Origin of the sequence: Arthrobacter sp. CAN_C5, assembly GCF_017875735.1 — a bacterium.
In the GTDB taxonomy this organism is placed as follows: Bacteria; Actinomycetota; Actinomycetes; order Actinomycetales; family Micrococcaceae; genus Arthrobacter_D.
Window position 1 is genome coordinate 3,203,761 of record NZ_JAGGMZ010000001.1, and the last position, 15,740, is coordinate 3,219,500.

Genomic DNA, 15,740 nt, shown 5'->3' on the forward strand with positions numbered 1-15,740 from the left:
GAAAGTCCCGCCAGTTCGGCAACCGGTTAGCCAAATCCGCATCAGCCTAAGTCATCCGAGTTGTCACTACTTCTAGGGACGTTGGCGATCATTACCGGAAAATCAGGTGTGGCGGCGGTTCAGCCAGTCTTTGGTCACGGCGACTGATGCGGCTACCAGGTAGAAGAGGATCGCGATCACCACAATGGCAGCACCGGGTGCGAAATCGCCGTAGTACGAGGCTGTCAGGCCGAGAACGGCGCTGACGGCACCGACGCCTGAGCCGATGGCGAGGGTGGCTCGGTAGCTGGTTGCTATTTGCGCGGCCGCCGCGATGGGAACGACCATCATTGCGTAGATGAGCAGCAGCCCGATGGTGGTCATCCCAGCGACCACGATGAGGGCCACCATGAGGGTTAGGACCAGGGTCAACGCCTGGGTTGGTATCCCAGCAACTCGCGCAGAAGCTTCATCGAAAGCCACTGCGACTAGCTGGCGGTAGACCACAGCGGTGACAAGCAAAACAATTCCTGCCAGTGCCCCGATGGCTGCCACCTCCCACCATTGCAGATTGAGAGGGCTGCCAAAGAGTAGTCCGACCACAGCGGTCTGCCCACCGCCCGCCCTGGCCGCGAACAAGAACCCAGCAGAGATACCTCCATAGAATAGAAGGGCCAACGACAGATCACCACCCCCGCGGCGTCTGGACATACGTACCAGTGCAACCGCCGCGACCACGGTCAGGCCCAGGGCGCCGCGGGCTGTACGCCTGGCAGGCAGGTTCCCTGGGCCAGAGCGGTATCGACAAGTTCCTCCTCCTCGGCCCCCTGGCCGGGGTGGTCATCCTGGTCCTCCTGCTGACATCGCGGTCCCTGGACCTGCTCACCCTCGGCGACGACCAGGCCCGCATGCTCGGCGTCAACGTCCGGCGCACCCAGGTAATCGCCATTGTCCTGACCGTCCTGCTGGCGGCGGCCGCGGTCACCATGGCTGGGCCGATCGGCTTCATCGGTCTCGCCGCTCCGGCACTGGTCCGGTTGGCGGCATCAGCGGTCCCCGGTCTGCACAAACACGCCGCAATGATTCCGGTGTCGGCGCTGACCGGCGTCGTCCTGGTGCTCGGCGCCGACGTCTCCTTGCGCGCACTGGTCGGCGCGCAGGCAGCCGTCGAAGTGCCCACCGGGGTGATCACCACCATGTTCGGTGCGATCTTCCTGGTGCTGCTGGCGCAGCGCCTGCGGACCGCCGGCCCGGTGCGGGAGCCGCGCCGGATCAGCATGGCCACGCCACGCTCACGCGGCCGGGTGGTGCTGATCATCGCGGTGATCGCCGTCCTCACCGTCGGCACCGCGTTTGCCGGCATCCTGCTCGGCGACACCAAACTTCTCCTCGGCGACCTGGCCAACTGGGCTGCCGGCCAGGCAGGACCGGTGGTGTCCAACGTGATGGACACCCGACTGCCGCGGGTCGGTGCCGCGTTGCTGGCGGGTTCCTCCCTGGCTTTGGCTGGCACCACCGTGCAGGCCGTGACCCGGAACCCGCTCGCTGAACCGGCAATTCTCGGCGTCAGTGGCGGCGCGGGATTGGGCGCCATCGCCGTCATCACCTTCGCCCCGATCGCAGGGTTCTGGCTGATCAGCGCCGGAGCGGGACTCGGCGCTGCGGTGACCGCCGGAATCGTCTTTGGCCTCGCGCTCCGCGGGGGGCTGCAGACGGACCGGCTCATCCTGATCGGGTTCGGGGTATCCGCCGCGGCCACCGCCGGAATCACCCTCCTGATCGTCCTGACCGACCCCTGGAACGAGGCGAAGGCACTGACCTGGCTCTCCGGCTCCACCTACGGCAGGTCACTTCAGCATCTGGTTCCGATGATCGTCGCGTTGCTCCTCACGGCACCGATCATCGCCGCCGCCCACCGTACCCACGACCTCCTCGCCCTCGATGACGACACGCCCCGCCTGCTCGGCATCCCGGTCCCAAGGGCAAGAGCCATCCTCATCAGCTGCGTCGTGGTCCTCACCGGATCCGCCGTGGCCGGCATCGGTGTGATCGGCTTTGTCGGCCTGGTGGCGCCGCACGCGGCCCGGGCGCTGATTGGCCACCGGCACCAACTCGCCCTGCCCACGGCAATGCTGCTCGGCGCGCTGCTGGTCTGCCTCGCGGACCTGCTGGGGCGCACGGTGATTGCCCCGTCCCAGCTCCCCGCCGGACTGCTGACAGCCATTCTCGGCGCGCCGTACTTCATCTACCTGCTGTACCGCAGCCGCCGGAACAGCTGATCACCTGACAGACTGGGCAGATGGCAATGTTTGAGGAACTGGACTGGAAAAAGACCCGACTGGGCGAGATCAGCCTCAGACGGCGCTGGGATCGGACCTTCGACAAGGAGGTCTACGAGGTGAAGCTCGACGACGACTTCCTGATGTCCAGCCTCTTCACCGTCGCCGAGATCGAACTGACGGAACTGGCTCTCGCCGAGCTCCCGGACGACGGCCTCGACGTTGTCGTCGGCGGGTTGGGTCTCGGCTATACGGCCCAGGCGGTCCTGGACAGCCCGAAAGCCCAGTCCCTCCTGATCGTCGAAGCGCTCGGCGAGGTCATCGAATGGCACCAGAGCGAGCTGATCCCGGCGGGCAAGACACTCACGGCCGATCCCCGCTGCCGCTACGTCCACGGCGACTTCTTCGCGATGGCCGCCTCCGCCGAGGGCTTCGATCCCGAGACTCCGGGCCGACAGTTCCATGCGGTGATTCTCGACGTCGACCACTCCCCCCGGCACGTCCTGAATCCCAGCCACGCGCCGTTCTACGATCCGGCCGGGACGCAGCGGCTGGCTGGCCACCTGCACCCCGGCGGAATCTTCGCCCTCTGGTCCAACGACCCGCCCGACGACGAGTACCTTGCCGTTCTCCGCCAGGTGTTCACCGAGGTGCGCGCCGTCGTCGTCAGCTTCGACAACCCGCTGCAGGGCCGCGACTCGACCAACACGGTGTATCTGGGACGCAAACCCCGGTAGCCCCGCGACCCGCTACAGCCTGGCGATCCGTTCAATGTCCTCGCGGAATTCCTGTGCCACGGACGCCGACACAGTGGTCCGCGTTTCGGCGATGGCCGCCAGGTAATCCTCACTGCACGGCCCCGCAGCGGGCGTACCGCCGTCGGCCGCCCCAAAGACCGCATGTTCCAGCGCCCGCTGTGACGCTTTGCGGGCGGCGAACTCAATGTCCGCCGGGGAAAAGCCGTCGGAGGTGTCGACCAGCTGGTCAATGGCGACGTCTGCTGCCACCTCGGACGGAATGTAGCGCTGCCAGATGGCATAGCGGGCGGCGTCGTCGGGCAGACCGATCGGAATGACGTAGTCGAAGCGGCCGTGACGGAGGAACGCCGTGTCGAGCGCGCGGATGAAGTTCGTGGCACACACCAACAGCCGACCCGGCCGCTCTCTGAACGCCGGAATGATCTTAAGCAGTTCGTTGGTGACGCCCTGCAACGGGGACGGCGGCTCGCCCTGCCGTTGGGCGGCGATCTCCTCGACCTCGTCGATAAAGACCACAGCGTGTTCCAGTTCAGCGATCTCAAGGAAGGTCTCCCGCAACGCACCCGCAAGTCCCTTTGAATCGACGGCGAGCCGTGACGGAAACACCTCCACGAAAGGCCATTCCAGCCGTGACGCGATGGCCTTGGCGAAGGTGGTCTTCCCGGTACCCGGCGGCCCGAAGAGCATCACCGCGCGCGGCGGGACCACCCCGTACTGCTGGGCAAGATCGGGGTTGGCCAGCGGAAGGACCAGCCGGCGTTCGAGCAACTCCTTTTCCCGCTGCATCCCGCCGACGTTGTTCCACAGGTTCCGCGGCATCAACCGTCCGCCGAGTTCGCTCAGCAGACCCATTTCCTGCCGTTGAACAGGGATATCCCGTTCGAAGTACCTCAGATGTTTCCGGTCCTGAAAACCCGAGTGGAGGAGGGCATCCACCCGGTGTTCAGCGTCGGGCACCAGGGTGGAGAGCTTGGTCAGGCCATGCGGAGCCATCCTGCCCTCGATAGCGGCGAGCAGAGCGCTGCCAATGCCATGGTTCCGCCACCCCTCATCGATGGCGAAGAAGACAATCCACCCCTGATCGTGGGCGGCGCGGGCCACCGCCGTGCCAACCACCCTCTCACCGTGAACGGCGACGACGGCGTGGTCCTTCTGACACGACGCGAGTACCTCCGCAAGGGCATACACCGGTTCGACGCCGGCGCTGCGGGACTCCTCCCACAGGTGCAGGATCGCGTCCATGTCAGCGGCGTGAAAGTCCCTGATTCTCCAACCGGTCATGCTGATGACTCCTTCGTCGTGTGCTGATCGTGACGTCTGCGAAACGTTCCCTCGCTGATCATGGCATACGGCTGGACGGTACTGGAGATTGTGACTGTCAGAGGCGGCTGACAGGATGCTGTGATGCAACTCGATCGTTTCCCGATCCGAAGGGTCACCGCCCACCCGGCCCACCCGCTCGATCCCGGCACCTGGCCGGCGAGCCTGCCACCGGTGAGCCAGTTGCTGACAGACGGGATGGACCTCGGCGGCGCCACCGTGCTGGTGGGCGAGAACGGCTCCGGCAAATCGACGCTGGTGGAGGCAATTGCGCTGGCGTTTGGCCTGTCCCCGGAGGGCGGATCCACCGGCGCCCGGCATTCCACCCGGCCGTCCGAGTCGGAACTGTCGGAGAGCCTGCAGCTGGTCCGCAATCCGGGTGCCACGAAACGCGGCTACTTTCTGCGGGCTGAGACGATGCACGGGTTTTTCACCTACCTGGAGATGAACCCCAGCACCTCAGGACGCAGCGACTCCGAGTTCCATTCGATGTCTCACGGTGAGTCCTTTCTTGAGCTCGTCGTCGACCGTTTCCGCGGTCCCGGTCTGTGGGTGCTGGACGAGCCGGAATCTGCGCTGTCCTTCGGTGGCTGTCTGGCGCTGCTCGGTATCCTGAAGGAGCTGCTCGCGGACGGGAAATCCCAGGTGGTGCTCTCCACCCACTCCCCGCTGCTCGCAGCGCTTCCCGGCGCCTCGATTCTGGAGATCGGGCCCTGGGGGTTCCGCGAGAGGCACTGGGATCAGCTGGACCTGACCGTGAACTGGCGAAGCTTCATGAACGGACCCGACCGGTACCTGCGCCACCTCTGAACCGAGGCATTCGGAGAGTCGGGCTATCGGGTCAGACTGTCGTCACGGAAGAGATAGATGATGGGCACCGGGCATTCGTCCGCCGGACAGTGGATCTCTTGAACGACCGGGTTCAGTGGCTTGCCGCAGACAAGTCCGTTTGCATTGCCCTCGGCGTCGATCACCCCGGGGACTCGGTAGCCCACCGCGAGGAGGTCGGCGACGACCAGGACCTGGTTACTGGCGGGACATCCGGTCGCCGAAGCAGGCGCGGCGAAGGACGCCGTCGACGGGATGAGGGCGAGCGCCGCGGTTGCCGCCGCGACAAGGAGGAAGCGTTTCATCGGATTACCTTTCGACAGGGCCGCACCATTGCGGCCATCGCCAGTGTGTCCCTCCCCGAATTAACCCGCAATGCCACAACGAGGTATCGGAAAAGAGCGCCCGGCTTCGGCTTTCGCAACATGCCTGTAACACAACGGTGCAAAACTCAACCATGTTCCTCACACCCTCAGACCAGGACAAGCTGCTGCTCAGCGTCGCTGGCATGGTGGCCCGCGACCGCCTCGACCGCGGTGTGCTGCTGAACTACCCCGAAACGGTTGCCCTGCTCTCCTGCTGGGTGATGGAGCGGGCCCGGGAGGGTGCCCAGGTCGCCGACCTGATGAGCCGGGGCCGCAGCGTCCTCACCCGTGCCGAGGTGATGGAAGGGGTGCCCGAGATGATCCCCGACCTGCAGATCGAAGCCACCTTCCCCGACGGCCGCAAGCTCGTCACCATCACTGAGCCCATTCCGTGAGCCGCAAGGAGAAACCGATGATTCCTGGCGAGATCCGCACCCTTCCCGGGACCCTTGAGCTCAACGCCGGCAGGGAGCATCGCACCGTGGTGGTGGTGAACGACGGCGACCGCCCCATCCAGGTGGGATCCCACTTCCACTTCGCTGCCGTCAACGCGGCGCTCACTTTTGACCGTGCAGCCGCCACCGGGTTCCGGCTGGGTATCCCGGCCGGTACCGCCGTCCGCTTTGAACCCGGGGCTTCCCGCGAGGTCCTCCTGGTCAAACTCGCCGGCACGGGCACCGTTCCCGGGCTCCAGCGTCGTCCCGCACCGGAAGGCGGCTAACCCATGGACATCAGCAGGCACGACTACTCCCACCTCTACGGACCCACCGTCGGCGACCAGATCAGACTCGGCGACACAGACCTGTGGATCACCCCCGAACAGGACTACACGTTCGGCGGAGACGAGTCAGTGTTCGGCGGCGGCAAGAACATCCGCGAATCCATGGCCCAGTCCACCCGGACCAGCGCCGAGGGCGCCCCGGATCTGATCATCACGAACGCGGTCATCCTGGACCACTGGGGCATCGTCCGGGCCGACGTCGGGATCCGGCACGGAAGGATTATCGGCATCGGGAAGTCGGGCAACCCGGACATCATGGACGGGGTTGACCCAGCCCTGGTCATCGGGCCGGGGACCGAGGTGATCTCCGGGGAGGGCAAGATCCTCACCGCCGGCGGCATCGACAGCCACGTGCACCTGATGGGCACCGCCGCACTCCGGGAGGCGGTCGCCTCCGGAATCACCACCGTCGGGGGCGGCGGAACCGGTCCCGCCGAGGGTACAAAGGCCACCACCGTAACCCCCGGCGCCTGGAACCTCGCCACCATTCACCGCGCCCTTGATTCGCTGCCCCTGAACTTCCTCCTGTACGGCAAGGGCAACACGGTCAGCGACGCGGCCCTGGATGAGCAGGCCCTCGCCGGCGCCGCCGGGTACAAGGTCCATGAGGACTGGGGATCCACCCCCGCCGCCATCGACGCGGCACTGCGGGCCGCAGACCGGTGGGGTATGCAGGTGGCGCTTCACGCCGACTCGCTCAACGAGGCAGGCTACGTCCAGCAGACCCTCGAGGCGGTCGGGGGCCGCGGCATCCACGTGTTCCACGCCGAGGGGGCCGGCGGGGGCCACGCCCCGGACATCATCACCGTCGCCGCAGCAGCCAATGTGCTCCCCGCGTCAACCAACCCCACGCTGCCGTTCACGGTCAACACGGTGGCGGAGCACCTGGACATGCTGATGGTGTGCCACCACCTCAACCCGCGCATCCCCGAAGACCTGGCGTTTGCCGAGTCGCGCATCCGGGCCACCACCATGATGGCCGAGGACGTGCTGCAGGACCTGGGCGCCCTCTCCATCACCTCTTCCGATGCGCAGGCGATGGGCCGTATCGGCGAGACCATCACCCGCACCTGGCAGGTGGCCCACGTGATGAAGAATCATCTGGGCACCACCGACTCGGCGTCGCCCGCCGACAACGAAAGGGCCCGCCGCTATGTGGCCAAGTACACGATCTGCCCTGCGGTGGCCCACGGGATCGACGCCGAGGTGGGCTCGATCGCCGTCGGAAAGCTGGCGGATCTGGTGCTGTGGCATCCGGCGTTCTTCGGGATCCGGCCGTCGCTGGTGATCAAAGGCGGGGCTATTGTCGCGGGTCAGATGGGCGACCCCAACGCTTCGCTTCCCACCCCTCAACCCGTCTGGATGCGTGAGGCCCTGGCGGGGACGGCGACCTCGGCGCCGCACCTGTCGACGTCGTTCGTCACGCCCGCCGCGTTGGAGGACGGGCTCGCCGACCGGCTGGGCCTCACCCGACGCCTGACGGCCATCGCTGATACCCGCGGGGTCACCAAGGCGTCGCTGCCGAACAACACGGCGCTGCCGGATATCCAGGTGGACCCCGAAACGTTCAGGGTGAGCATCGACGGCCAGGAGATCGAACCAGCTCCCGCGTCCGAACTGCCCCTGACCCAGCGCTACACCCTGTTCTAGTCATGGGACACGGCATGGGATTAGGCATGGTTCGAGGAATGGGACTTTAGGCATGGGCGTCAGCGCATCGGCTCTTGCCGGCTTCCTGCTCGCGGATTCCCGCCTGCCCTCGGGTGCGTACGCCCATTCGGCGGGACTGGAGCCAGCGGTCCTGGGAGGGCTGGGACCGGATCAGGTCTACGGTTATCTCCTGTCCCGGCTCACCACGGTGATGCGGGTGGAGACAGCGGCGGCGGTCCTCGCCCACCGACGCGCGGTGCTGGCGCAGGCGCAGGCGCAGGGCGAGTCAACGGACACCGGCGGGTCACCCCCCGGGACGCTGGCCTTCGCCCCGATCGAGGCGGCGCTGGACGCGAGGACGCCTGCTGAGGCCCAGCGCGAGGCATCCCGCCGGCTCGGACGCGGGATGCTGCGTCTGGCCGTGACCCTCGTCCCGGGGAATCCCGCCGTCGCCCGGCTGGCCCGTGAGGTGCCCAAGCCCACCCGGCCGGTTGCGTTAGGCGTCCTCGGCGCGGCTCTCGGGGTGCCGGAACTGGAACTGGCGTTGCTCTGCTGCTACGACGACGCGCAATCCGTGGTCGCCGCGGCGCTGAAGCTGCTCCCCATCGACCCGATGACCGGCACCCGCTGGATTCTCGACGCCGGCACCGCCATGGACGACGTCGCGCGTGCCGCCCTGACCATCCACACCGAAGACGACCTGCCCGCGCTCAGCGCTCCGTGGATGGAGCAGTGGGCGCAGGAACACACCACCAGAACAAGGAGACTGTTCGTTGCCTGAAATCCCTACCCCCTCCACCCGTTCCTTCCGGCTCGGCATTGCGGGCCCGGTCGGCACCGGGAAAAGTTCACTGATCGCGTCGATTTGCCGCGCCATGTCAGGCGAGCTGTCCATCGGGGTCATCACCAATGACATCTACACCGACGAGGACGCGCGCTTCCTGAAATCCGCCGGGGTGCTCCCCGGCGAGCGGATCCGCGCCGTCGAGACCGGGGCGTGCCCGCACACGGCCATCCGCGACGACGTCACCACCAACCTTCTGGCCGTGGAGGACCTCGAGTCCGACTTCGCACCCCTGGACCTGGTCATGGTGGAAAGCGGCGGCGACAACCTCACCGCCACGTTCTCACCCGCCCTGGTGGACGCCCAGATCTTCGTGCTCGATGTGGCGGGCGGCGGCGACGTCGCCCGGAAGGGTGGCCCCGGCATTGCGCGGGCGGACCTGCTCGTCATCAACAAGATCGATCTGGCACCGTACGTGGACGTCGACGTCGACCTGATGCTGGCCGACGCCTCCGACGCCCGCGAGGGGGGCCCTGTCCTGGCCCTGTCACGCAAGGTTCCCGCGACCGTCGCCGAGCTCGCCGACTGGGTCCGGTCAATGGTGGTGCAGCACCGGGCCGGAACGCACACGCCGCAGGATCCGGGGCCAATGGCCCCGCATTTCCACGCCGACGACGACGGCGGCTACGTGCACACCCACGACGAATCCTCCGGGTCTGCTGGCACACACCGGCAGTAGGGGTGACGGCTTTCGAAGGGTCGGCTTTAGAAGGGTCGATGGGTGAAGGATCGACGGGTGAGCCGGTACGTCCCACCCGGATCGGCGTCGAGCTGGCCCGCGGGCGGGCCAGCTATTCGGTGCTGGACCAGGGCCAGTTCCTCGCCCCACGCCCAGTGCATCCCCTGGCCGGCAGCCCCGGGGCGGGAGTGGACCCCACCCACGCGCGCGTCGCCCTGATCGGGATCTCCATGATGCTCCTCGGTGGCGACGAGGTGCTGATCGAGGTGTCGGTGGGCGCCGGGGTCACCCTTGAGGTGGTGGAACCGGCGGGCCTCGTCGCCTACAACGCGGCGGGTGTGCAGGCCCGGTGGCGGCTTTCGGCGACCGTCGCCGACGGCGGCACGTTGCTGTGGGCCGGGGCACCGCTGGTCGTGGCTGAGGGCGCCAATGTCCTCAGGGAAACCCGGGTGTCGCTGGCGGCGGGCGCACGGCTCGTCCTGCAGGAGGTCCTGGTGCGCGGCCGCACCGGGGAGCGGCCAGGGGAGCTGCGCAGCTCGGTGCGTTGCACCGGACCTGCCGGGGATCTTCTGGTCGAGGAACTGGATCTGACCGGGGACCACCGGTCGGCGATGGGAGTGCTCGGTGGTACCCGGGTGCTGGGCGCCGTAACGGCCCTGGGCTTCACGCCTCCGGTCCTCCAGAGCACGAGCCTGACCCGATTCGACACCGCCTCCGGTGGTGCGGTCGCCCGGGTCCTGGCGGATAGTGCCCACTCTGTGACACAGCAGGTGGAGCAGGTTTTCACCGCGTGGCGATAGGCTCGTGAGTATGCCTCTTCACCACCCCAAGCGCGTTGTCGGTTTCGCAAGCACTGTCGTTCGGAGGGCTCTGATGGCCCTCGGTGTCCTGCAGGCTGCGGTCGCCGCAACCCTGGTGATTATTGACACGGTCCAGAAGAAGATCAGGACCAAGCGCGAGGGGTTCCCCAAGCCGGGCATCTTCGAGGGGCGGGTCGCAGGCTCGGCAACCACCGTCTACACCTATGGCGAGGACCTCTACGAGTCAATGCTCGAGGCGATCCGGTCCGCCGAGCACCAGATCCTGATGGAAACCTACATCTGGAAGGGCGACGCCGTCGGCCGTGCCTTCCGGGATGCCCTCAACGACGCCGCCGCGCGCGGGGTGAAGGTCTATGTCATCTACGACGGGTTCGCAAACCTCGTGGTCAGGCGGTCGTTCTACAAGTTCCACCCCGCTGTGCGGGTCTTCAGGTTTCCGGTGTTCCGACCGTCGATCATCTTCACGAACATCCGGGGCACCGGCTTCGACCACCGCAAACTGCTGGTTGTCGACGAGACCACCGGGTTTGTGGGCGGCTACAACATCGGCAGCCTCTATGCCACCAAGTGGCGCGACACCCACCTGCGGATCGTGGGCCCGTCGGTCTGGGAACTCAGGGAAGCCTTCGTCAGCGTCTGGAACCTGACCTCCTCACGGTCCCGTCGTCCATTGGACGACATCAGTGCCGAATTCTGGGAGCCACGCCTCCGTGCGGTCAACAACATCCCGGCGAACCTGGTGTTCCCCATCCGCGGGGTCTACCTCGACGCGATCAACCGCGCCAGGGACCACATCTACATCACCACCGCCTACTTCATCCCGGACCAGCAGATCCTCAATGCCCTGTTGCGTGCCAGCAAGCGCGGGGTGGATGTGCGGGTGATCCTGCCGGAGGAATCCAACCACGTGCTGTCCGACTGGTTGTCACGGGGGTTCTATTCGTCGCTGCTGGAGAACGGGATCCAGGTGCTGCTCTACCAGAACGCCATGATCCACGCGAAGACTGCCACCGTGGACGGCCAGTGGTCCACCGTGGGCACCGCCAACATTGACCGGTTGAGCCTGACCGGGAACTACGAGATCAACCTGGAGATTTTCGACGAGGGCCTCGCCGACAGCATGGAGAGGATCTTCGCCGTGGACAGCGGGAACAGCCGGATCCTGACCAGTAAGGAGTGGGAGCGCCGCCATATTGTGGCCCGCGTCAGCGAGGCCATTCTCGCCCCGCTCCGCCCCCTCCTCTAATCTGCGAACCCGTCAGGGTGCGGCGAAGCGGTCCAGGTATCCCACCCGCGACTGGTGGACGTGGCCGGCCATCAGCCGCTCGGCCTCGGCGGGGTTGCCGGCGTCGATCGCGGCCATGATCAACCGGTGCTCGCTCCAGGACTGTTTCCCCCGGTTGTCGACGTCGGTGGCGTAGAGCCATTCGATCTTGCCGGAAATCTGGCGCAGCAACGCCGTCAGGGAGGCGCTGCCGCTCAGTTCGGCGATACCGAGGTGGAACCTGATGTTCAGTTCCGGCAGCAGTTCGAGGTTGCCCGCGGCGACGGCCTGATCGCCGTCATCGAGCAGGTCAGCGAGCTGCCGGCGCACCCTCCACCACTCAGCGCTCGGGGCACCGGCACTGAACTGCGCGGCCGCGCGCCGCGCCGCACGCCGCGCCGTGGCGGCCTCCAACGCCTCGCGGACGGAGAAGAGATCGTCGGCGTCGTCCACCGGAATCTCCGAGACGGTTGATCCGGCGTAGGGCTTGGACTCGACGAACCCCTCGGCCTCCAGCGCGCGCAACGCCTCACGCACCGGGATACGGGACACCCCGTACTTCGCGGCGAGCACCGCCTCGGTCACCCGGGTACCCGGGTGGAGCGAACCGAAAATAATGTCGTGCCGGATCTCGTCCTGCACCCGCTGTTTGGGTGCCGGCTCGGCCGGCATGGGGTCAGGCAGCAAAGGCAGCACCAGGAATCGCTCCCAGCAGTTCCCGGGTGTACCCGGACCCGGGCCGGTTGTATACCTGGTCCACGGTTCCTGATTCCATCACCTCGCCTGCCTTCATGACCACCACATTATCGGCAATCTGCCGGACGACGGCGAGGTCGTGGCTGATGAACAGGTAGGTCAACCCCAGCCGGTCCTGCAGATCGGCGAGCAGCCGCAGGATCTGGTCCTGCACCAGCACGTCCAGGGCAGACACCGCCTCGTCGAGGATGAGCATTTCCGGCTCCAGGGCCAGGGCCCGCGCGATGGCCACGCGCTGGCGCTGCCCACCGGAAAGTTCATTCGGCCGACGCTGCGCCATGCTGTGTGGCAGGCCCACCTGATCCAGCAGGTCGGCTACCTTCTTCCGGCGGCTCTCCCTGTCCCCCACCTTAAAGATCCGCAGGGGTTCGTCGATCAGCCGCTCAATGCTGAACGTCGGGTCGAGCGAGCCGTACGGGTCCTGGAACACCGGTTGCACCTTCCGCCTCAGCGCCCTCCGCTGCTGCCCACGGCTGGCGGTGATCGCCTGCCCATCGATCAGTGCATTACCCGAGGTGGCGGTTTCCAGGCCCAGGATGATCCGGGCCACGGTGGTCTTGCCCGACCCGGATTCGCCGACGACGGCGGTGGTCGTCCCCCGCTGCACGGTGAATGACACATCCTTCACCGCCTGCACGGTCCCGCCGCGCTGGCCGCGCAGCTTGAACTCCTTGAACAGGTCGCGGATGACCAGGATCGGTTCAGGCCCGGCGATGGAGGATATGCCGCCGCCCGCCGGTTCCCGGCCAAGTACCGCCGCGACCGACGGCGCCGCCGCCACGAGGGCCTTGGTGTAGTCCTCCTGCGGGTTGAGGAGGATCTCGCGCGGTGTGCCCACCTCGACGATGCGCCCCTCGGACATCACGATGATGCGGTCGGTGCGGTCTGCGGCCAGGCCCAGGTCGTGGGTGATGAACAGCAGTGACGTGCCGCGGGCGTCCACCAGGTTCTGCAGGTGGTTCAGGATCTGCCGCTGCACTGTCACATCGAGGGCCGACGTCGGCTCGTCAGCGATCAGCAGTTCCGGCTCCCCGGCGAGTGCGATCGCGATGAGCACCCGCTGGCGCATGCCGCCGGAGAACTCGTGCGGGTACTGCCCGTACCTGCGTTCGGCGTCGGGAATTCCCGCCTCCGCCATCAGCGCCACGGCACGCGACTTCACCTGTGCCCGGTCGAGCCGTTCGCTGCCCGGCTCCCGGTTGGAGATCAGCGCGTCGGCGATCTGCGGGCCCACCTTCATCGACGGATTGAGGTTGGACATCGGGTCCTGCGGGACCAGGCCGAGGCGCGAGCCGCGGATGGAGCGCATCTGGGCGTCCGACGCATCGGCCAGGTCGACCACGTCACCGGAGGACCCCAAGCGGATCGATCCGTTGGAGACGTACCCGTCACCGGGCAGCAGCTGCAGGATGGCGCCGATGGTGGTGGACTTGCCGGAACCGGACTGGCCCACGATCGCCACCCGCTCCCCCCGCCGCAGCTCGAAACTGACGTCGTGGAGGACGGGGGCGGAACCGAACGTTACCTCGAGGTTCTCGACCTTGAGCAGGACCTCGCGGGACACCTTGTCGGACTCCACTGCGGTCAACTTATCTCCGTTCAGGTCATCGCCCTGCTGCATAGCCCTGCGCTCCTCTCGGGTTGGCGGCGGCCTTCAGGACGCCGGTTGCGGGGTCGCTCACCACAGAGGAAATCCGGCCGAGGGCCCAGTCTCCCGCGCGGGTGACGACGTGGCCGCGGTCCTCCAGATCGGTGATGACATCCTCACCGAGACGGTCCTCGACCACAGCCCCGCCGGGCTCCCAGGTCCGGGGGTAGAACGACCCGGGGATTGACGTGGTGTGCAGCGAGGGTGCGTCGATCGCCTGCTGCGGCGAGTAGCCGCCGACGATGGTCCGCAGAATGTAGAGCAGCTGCCACTGGTCCTGCTGGTCCCCTCCGGGCGAACCCAACGCCACCACGGGAACGCTGTCCTTCAGGATCAGGGTCGGTGTCAGCGTGGTGCGAGGCCGCTTGCCCGGGCGCAGGGTCGACGGCGCCCCGTCCTCCAGCCAGGTCATCTGCAGCCGGGACCCCAGGCAGAACCCGAGCTCGGGGATGGTCGGTGAGGACTGCAGCCAGCCGCCCGACGGCGTGGCGGAGACCATGTTGCCCCACTGGTCGACGACGTCGATGTGGCAGGTGTCCCCGCGGGTCTCACCGCTTCGCGAGACGGTCGGTTCGCCGACGCCCGCCATCGCGCCCACGCCAGCGAGGGCTGGGGCCGTGTATTCGGTGCGCAGCGGCGGGATGAAGGGTTCGCGGCCGGGCACGGTCCCGGGCCGGAACTCGGCAGATGCCTTCTCGGTGATCAGCGTGCGGCGCTCAGCGGCGTACTCCTCGGACAAGAGGTACTCCAGGGGGACGTCGGCGTCGCCGTAGTAGGCCTCCCGGTCCGCGATCGCCAGCTTCTGCGCCTCGAGGATGGTGTGGGCGCCGAGCGCGGTGGACGGGTCGAGGTGCTCGTCGTCGTACCCGGCGAGGATGGCGAGGGTCTGCAGCAAGGCGGGCCCCTGCCCCCAGGCGCCGGTCTTCGCGATGGTGTAGCCGCGGAACTCGAAGGTGGTGGCTGGCTCGTAGCCGGCCTGGCAGCCGGCGAAGTCCTCGAGGCTCATCACTCCTGCGTGGTCCGTGCCGGAGGAGTGACGGTGCGGCTGGGCGGAGAAGGCGACGGCGGCCTGCGCGACGAAACCTTCGCTCCATTCGCGCCGGGCTGCGTCGATGCGCTCCTCCCGCGTGGCTCCGGGTGCGCCGGCTGCGGCCAGCCGGTCCAGGACGGAGGCGTAGGCCTCGTTCTTGACCATGTCGCCGGCGGCGGGGGCCCGACCCTCGGGCATCCAGAGCGCTGCCGACGTCGGCCAGTGCTCGGTGAACAGTTCGGCGACCGAGGAGATGGTGGCGCCCACCCGTCCCACGATCGGGTGCCCGTTGCGGGCGTAGCCGATGGCGAAGGCCAGCACGTCGCCGAGTTCCCAGGTGCCGTGATCGCGGAGCAGCAGCAGCCAGGCGTCGACGGCGGCGGGCACCGCGGCGGCGAGCGCACCGGAGCCGGGCACCAGTTCCAGTCCCTCCGCGAGGTAGTGCTCGCGGGTGGCGGCGGCGGGGGCTGGGCCCTGCCCCATCAGGACGATGGGTTCGGACGGGTTCTCGGCGGTGGCAAACACGCCGGTCATATCGCCGCCGGGGCCGTTCAGGTGCGGCTCGACCACGTGCAGCACAAAGGCACTGGCGACGGCGGCGTCGAAAGCGTTCCCGCCACGCTCGAGGACCGCCTGCGCCGACGCGGTGGCCAGCCAGTGGGTGGACGCGGTCATTCCGAAGGTGCCCTCCAGGGTGGGCCGCGTGGTGAAGGTAGCTGGGGTGGTGTAGGTCATCGA

The 15,740-nt window shown here is 67.4% G+C and carries 16 protein-coding genes; 10 read left to right on the forward strand and 6 right to left on the reverse strand.

Features of this window, described 5'->3' with window-relative positions; translation table 11 throughout:
- Positions 1-102 precede the first annotated feature (102 nt).
- Positions 103-690 carry a metal ABC transporter permease gene (locus H4V95_RS14990; protein ID WP_245345731.1) on the reverse strand — a complete coding sequence of 196 codons (588 nt, stop codon included), beginning with the start codon at positions 688-690 and terminating at the stop codon, positions 103-105.
- Positions 691-698: 8 nt separating this feature from the next.
- Here H4V95_RS14990 and H4V95_RS14995 point away from each other — a divergent pair, with 8 nt between their 5' ends.
- Together H4V95_RS14995 and H4V95_RS15000 are read left to right on the forward strand one after the other, a co-directional pair.
- Positions 699-2,258: an iron ABC transporter permease gene (locus tag H4V95_RS14995; protein ID WP_209730942.1), complete on the forward strand. Its 1,560-nt coding sequence runs from the start codon at positions 699-701 to the stop codon at positions 2,256-2,258.
- A 20-nt stretch (positions 2,259-2,278) separates the two neighbouring features.
- Positions 2,279-2,995, forward strand: a complete 717-nt coding sequence (locus tag H4V95_RS15000) for a spermidine synthase (protein WP_196867170.1) — start codon at positions 2,279-2,281, stop codon at positions 2,993-2,995.
- 12 nt (positions 2,996-3,007) lie between these two features.
- On the opposite strand, the gene H4V95_RS15005 is transcribed toward H4V95_RS15000, so the two are convergent.
- A complete protein-coding gene (locus H4V95_RS15005) occupies positions 3,008-4,297 on the reverse strand; it encodes an ATP-binding protein (RefSeq protein ID WP_196867171.1) in 1,290 nt (429 codons plus the stop codon).
- A 123-nt stretch (positions 4,298-4,420) separates the two neighbouring features.
- On the opposite strand from H4V95_RS15005, the gene H4V95_RS15010 reads away from it, so the two are divergent.
- The gene (locus H4V95_RS15010; protein WP_196867172.1) at positions 4,421-5,146 is read left to right on the forward strand and encodes an AAA family ATPase; all 726 of its coding nucleotides are present in this window, start codon (positions 4,421-4,423) and stop codon (positions 5,144-5,146) included.
- A gap of 23 nt (positions 5,147-5,169) precedes the next feature.
- Here H4V95_RS15010 and H4V95_RS15015 read toward each other — a convergent pair whose 3' ends face one another.
- On the reverse strand, positions 5,170-5,469 hold the full coding sequence (locus tag H4V95_RS15015; RefSeq protein ID WP_209730943.1) for a hypothetical protein: 300 nt from the start codon (positions 5,467-5,469) through the stop codon (positions 5,170-5,172).
- A gap of 152 nt (positions 5,470-5,621) precedes the next feature.
- On the opposite strand from H4V95_RS15015, the gene H4V95_RS15020 reads away from it, so the two are divergent.
- The 7 genes from H4V95_RS15020 to H4V95_RS15050 all read left to right on the forward strand — a co-directional run bounded on the left by H4V95_RS15020 (position 5,622) and on the right by H4V95_RS15050 (position 11,550).
- Entirely contained in the window at positions 5,622-5,924 is a 303-nt protein-coding gene (locus H4V95_RS15020) for an urease subunit gamma (protein ID WP_171585516.1), read from the forward strand.
- A gap of 17 nt (positions 5,925-5,941) precedes the next feature.
- Complete coding sequence (locus H4V95_RS15025) at positions 5,942-6,250, forward strand: urease subunit beta (protein WP_209730944.1); 309 nt, start codon at positions 5,942-5,944, stop codon at positions 6,248-6,250.
- Positions 6,251-6,253: 3 nt separating this feature from the next.
- Entirely contained in the window at positions 6,254-7,960 is a 1,707-nt protein-coding gene (locus H4V95_RS15030) for an urease subunit alpha (protein WP_209730945.1), read from the forward strand.
- A 52-nt stretch (positions 7,961-8,012) separates the two neighbouring features.
- Complete coding sequence (locus H4V95_RS15035) at positions 8,013-8,741, forward strand: urease accessory protein UreF (protein ID WP_209730946.1); 729 nt, start codon at positions 8,013-8,015, stop codon at positions 8,739-8,741.
- Positions 8,734-9,483, forward strand: coding sequence for an urease accessory protein UreG (gene ureG / locus H4V95_RS15040; RefSeq protein WP_209730947.1), 750 nt, complete (start codon positions 8,734-8,736; stop codon positions 9,481-9,483). The genes H4V95_RS15035 and ureG overlap by 8 nt, the downstream gene beginning before the upstream one ends.
- Before the next feature lie 38 nt (positions 9,484-9,521).
- Positions 9,522-10,283, forward strand: coding sequence for an urease accessory protein UreD (locus H4V95_RS15045; RefSeq protein WP_209730948.1), 762 nt, complete (start codon positions 9,522-9,524; stop codon positions 10,281-10,283).
- 73 nt (positions 10,284-10,356) lie between these two features.
- Positions 10,357-11,550, forward strand: coding sequence for a phospholipase D-like domain-containing protein (locus H4V95_RS15050; RefSeq protein WP_209731389.1), 1,194 nt, complete (start codon positions 10,357-10,359; stop codon positions 11,548-11,550).
- A gap of 12 nt (positions 11,551-11,562) precedes the next feature.
- Here H4V95_RS15050 and H4V95_RS15055 read toward each other — a convergent pair whose 3' ends face one another.
- From H4V95_RS15055 to H4V95_RS15065, 3 genes are read right to left on the reverse strand one after another with little or no spacing between them, the layout of a single operon-like run.
- On the reverse strand, positions 11,563-12,240 hold the full coding sequence (locus H4V95_RS15055) for a GntR family transcriptional regulator (protein WP_245345732.1): 678 nt from the start codon (positions 12,238-12,240) through the stop codon (positions 11,563-11,565).
- 4 nt (positions 12,241-12,244) lie between these two features.
- The gene (locus H4V95_RS15060; RefSeq protein ID WP_209730949.1) at positions 12,245-13,945 is read right to left on the reverse strand and encodes an ABC transporter ATP-binding protein; all 1,701 of its coding nucleotides are present in this window, start codon (positions 13,943-13,945) and stop codon (positions 12,245-12,247) included.
- Positions 13,929-15,737, reverse strand: coding sequence for a gamma-glutamyltransferase family protein (locus tag H4V95_RS15065; RefSeq protein WP_209730950.1), 1,809 nt, complete (start codon positions 15,735-15,737; stop codon positions 13,929-13,931). Before H4V95_RS15065 ends, H4V95_RS15060 begins: the two co-directional genes overlap by 17 nt.
- Positions 15,738-15,740 lie beyond the last annotated feature (3 nt).

Excerpts from the sequence above, each read along its gene's own strand:
- H4V95_RS14990 (WP_245345731.1), bottom strand. The coding sequence starts at position 690 with ATGTCCAGACGCCGCGGGGGTGGTGATCTGTCGTTGGCCCTTCTATTC.
- H4V95_RS15000 (WP_196867170.1), top strand. The coding sequence starts at position 2,279 with ATGGCAATGTTTGAGGAACTGGACTGGAAAAAGACCCGACTGGGCGAG.
- H4V95_RS15005 (WP_196867171.1), bottom strand. The coding sequence starts at position 4,297 with ATGACCGGTTGGAGAATCAGGGACTTTCACGCCGCTGACATGGACGCG.
- H4V95_RS15010 (WP_196867172.1), top strand. The coding sequence starts at position 4,421 with ATGCAACTCGATCGTTTCCCGATCCGAAGGGTCACCGCCCACCCGGCC.
- H4V95_RS15015 (WP_209730943.1), bottom strand. The coding sequence starts at position 5,469 with ATGAAACGCTTCCTCCTTGTCGCGGCGGCAACCGCGGCGCTCGCCCTC.
- H4V95_RS15020 (WP_171585516.1), top strand. The coding sequence starts at position 5,622 with ATGTTCCTCACACCCTCAGACCAGGACAAGCTGCTGCTCAGCGTCGCT.
- H4V95_RS15025 (WP_209730944.1), top strand. The coding sequence starts at position 5,942 with ATGATTCCTGGCGAGATCCGCACCCTTCCCGGGACCCTTGAGCTCAAC.
- H4V95_RS15030 (WP_209730945.1), top strand. The coding sequence starts at position 6,254 with ATGGACATCAGCAGGCACGACTACTCCCACCTCTACGGACCCACCGTC.
- H4V95_RS15035 (WP_209730946.1), top strand. The coding sequence starts at position 8,013 with ATGGGCGTCAGCGCATCGGCTCTTGCCGGCTTCCTGCTCGCGGATTCC.
- H4V95_RS15045 (WP_209730948.1), top strand. The coding sequence starts at position 9,522 with ATGGGTGAAGGATCGACGGGTGAGCCGGTACGTCCCACCCGGATCGGC.
- H4V95_RS15050 (WP_209731389.1), top strand. The coding sequence starts at position 10,357 with ATGGCCCTCGGTGTCCTGCAGGCTGCGGTCGCCGCAACCCTGGTGATT.
- H4V95_RS15055 (WP_245345732.1), bottom strand. The coding sequence starts at position 12,240 with ATGCCGGCCGAGCCGGCACCCAAACAGCGGGTGCAGGACGAGATCCGG.
- H4V95_RS15060 (WP_209730949.1), bottom strand. The coding sequence starts at position 13,945 with ATGCAGCAGGGCGATGACCTGAACGGAGATAAGTTGACCGCAGTGGAG.
- H4V95_RS15065 (WP_209730950.1), bottom strand. The coding sequence starts at position 15,737 with ATGACCTACACCACCCCAGCTACCTTCACCACGCGGCCCACCCTGGAG.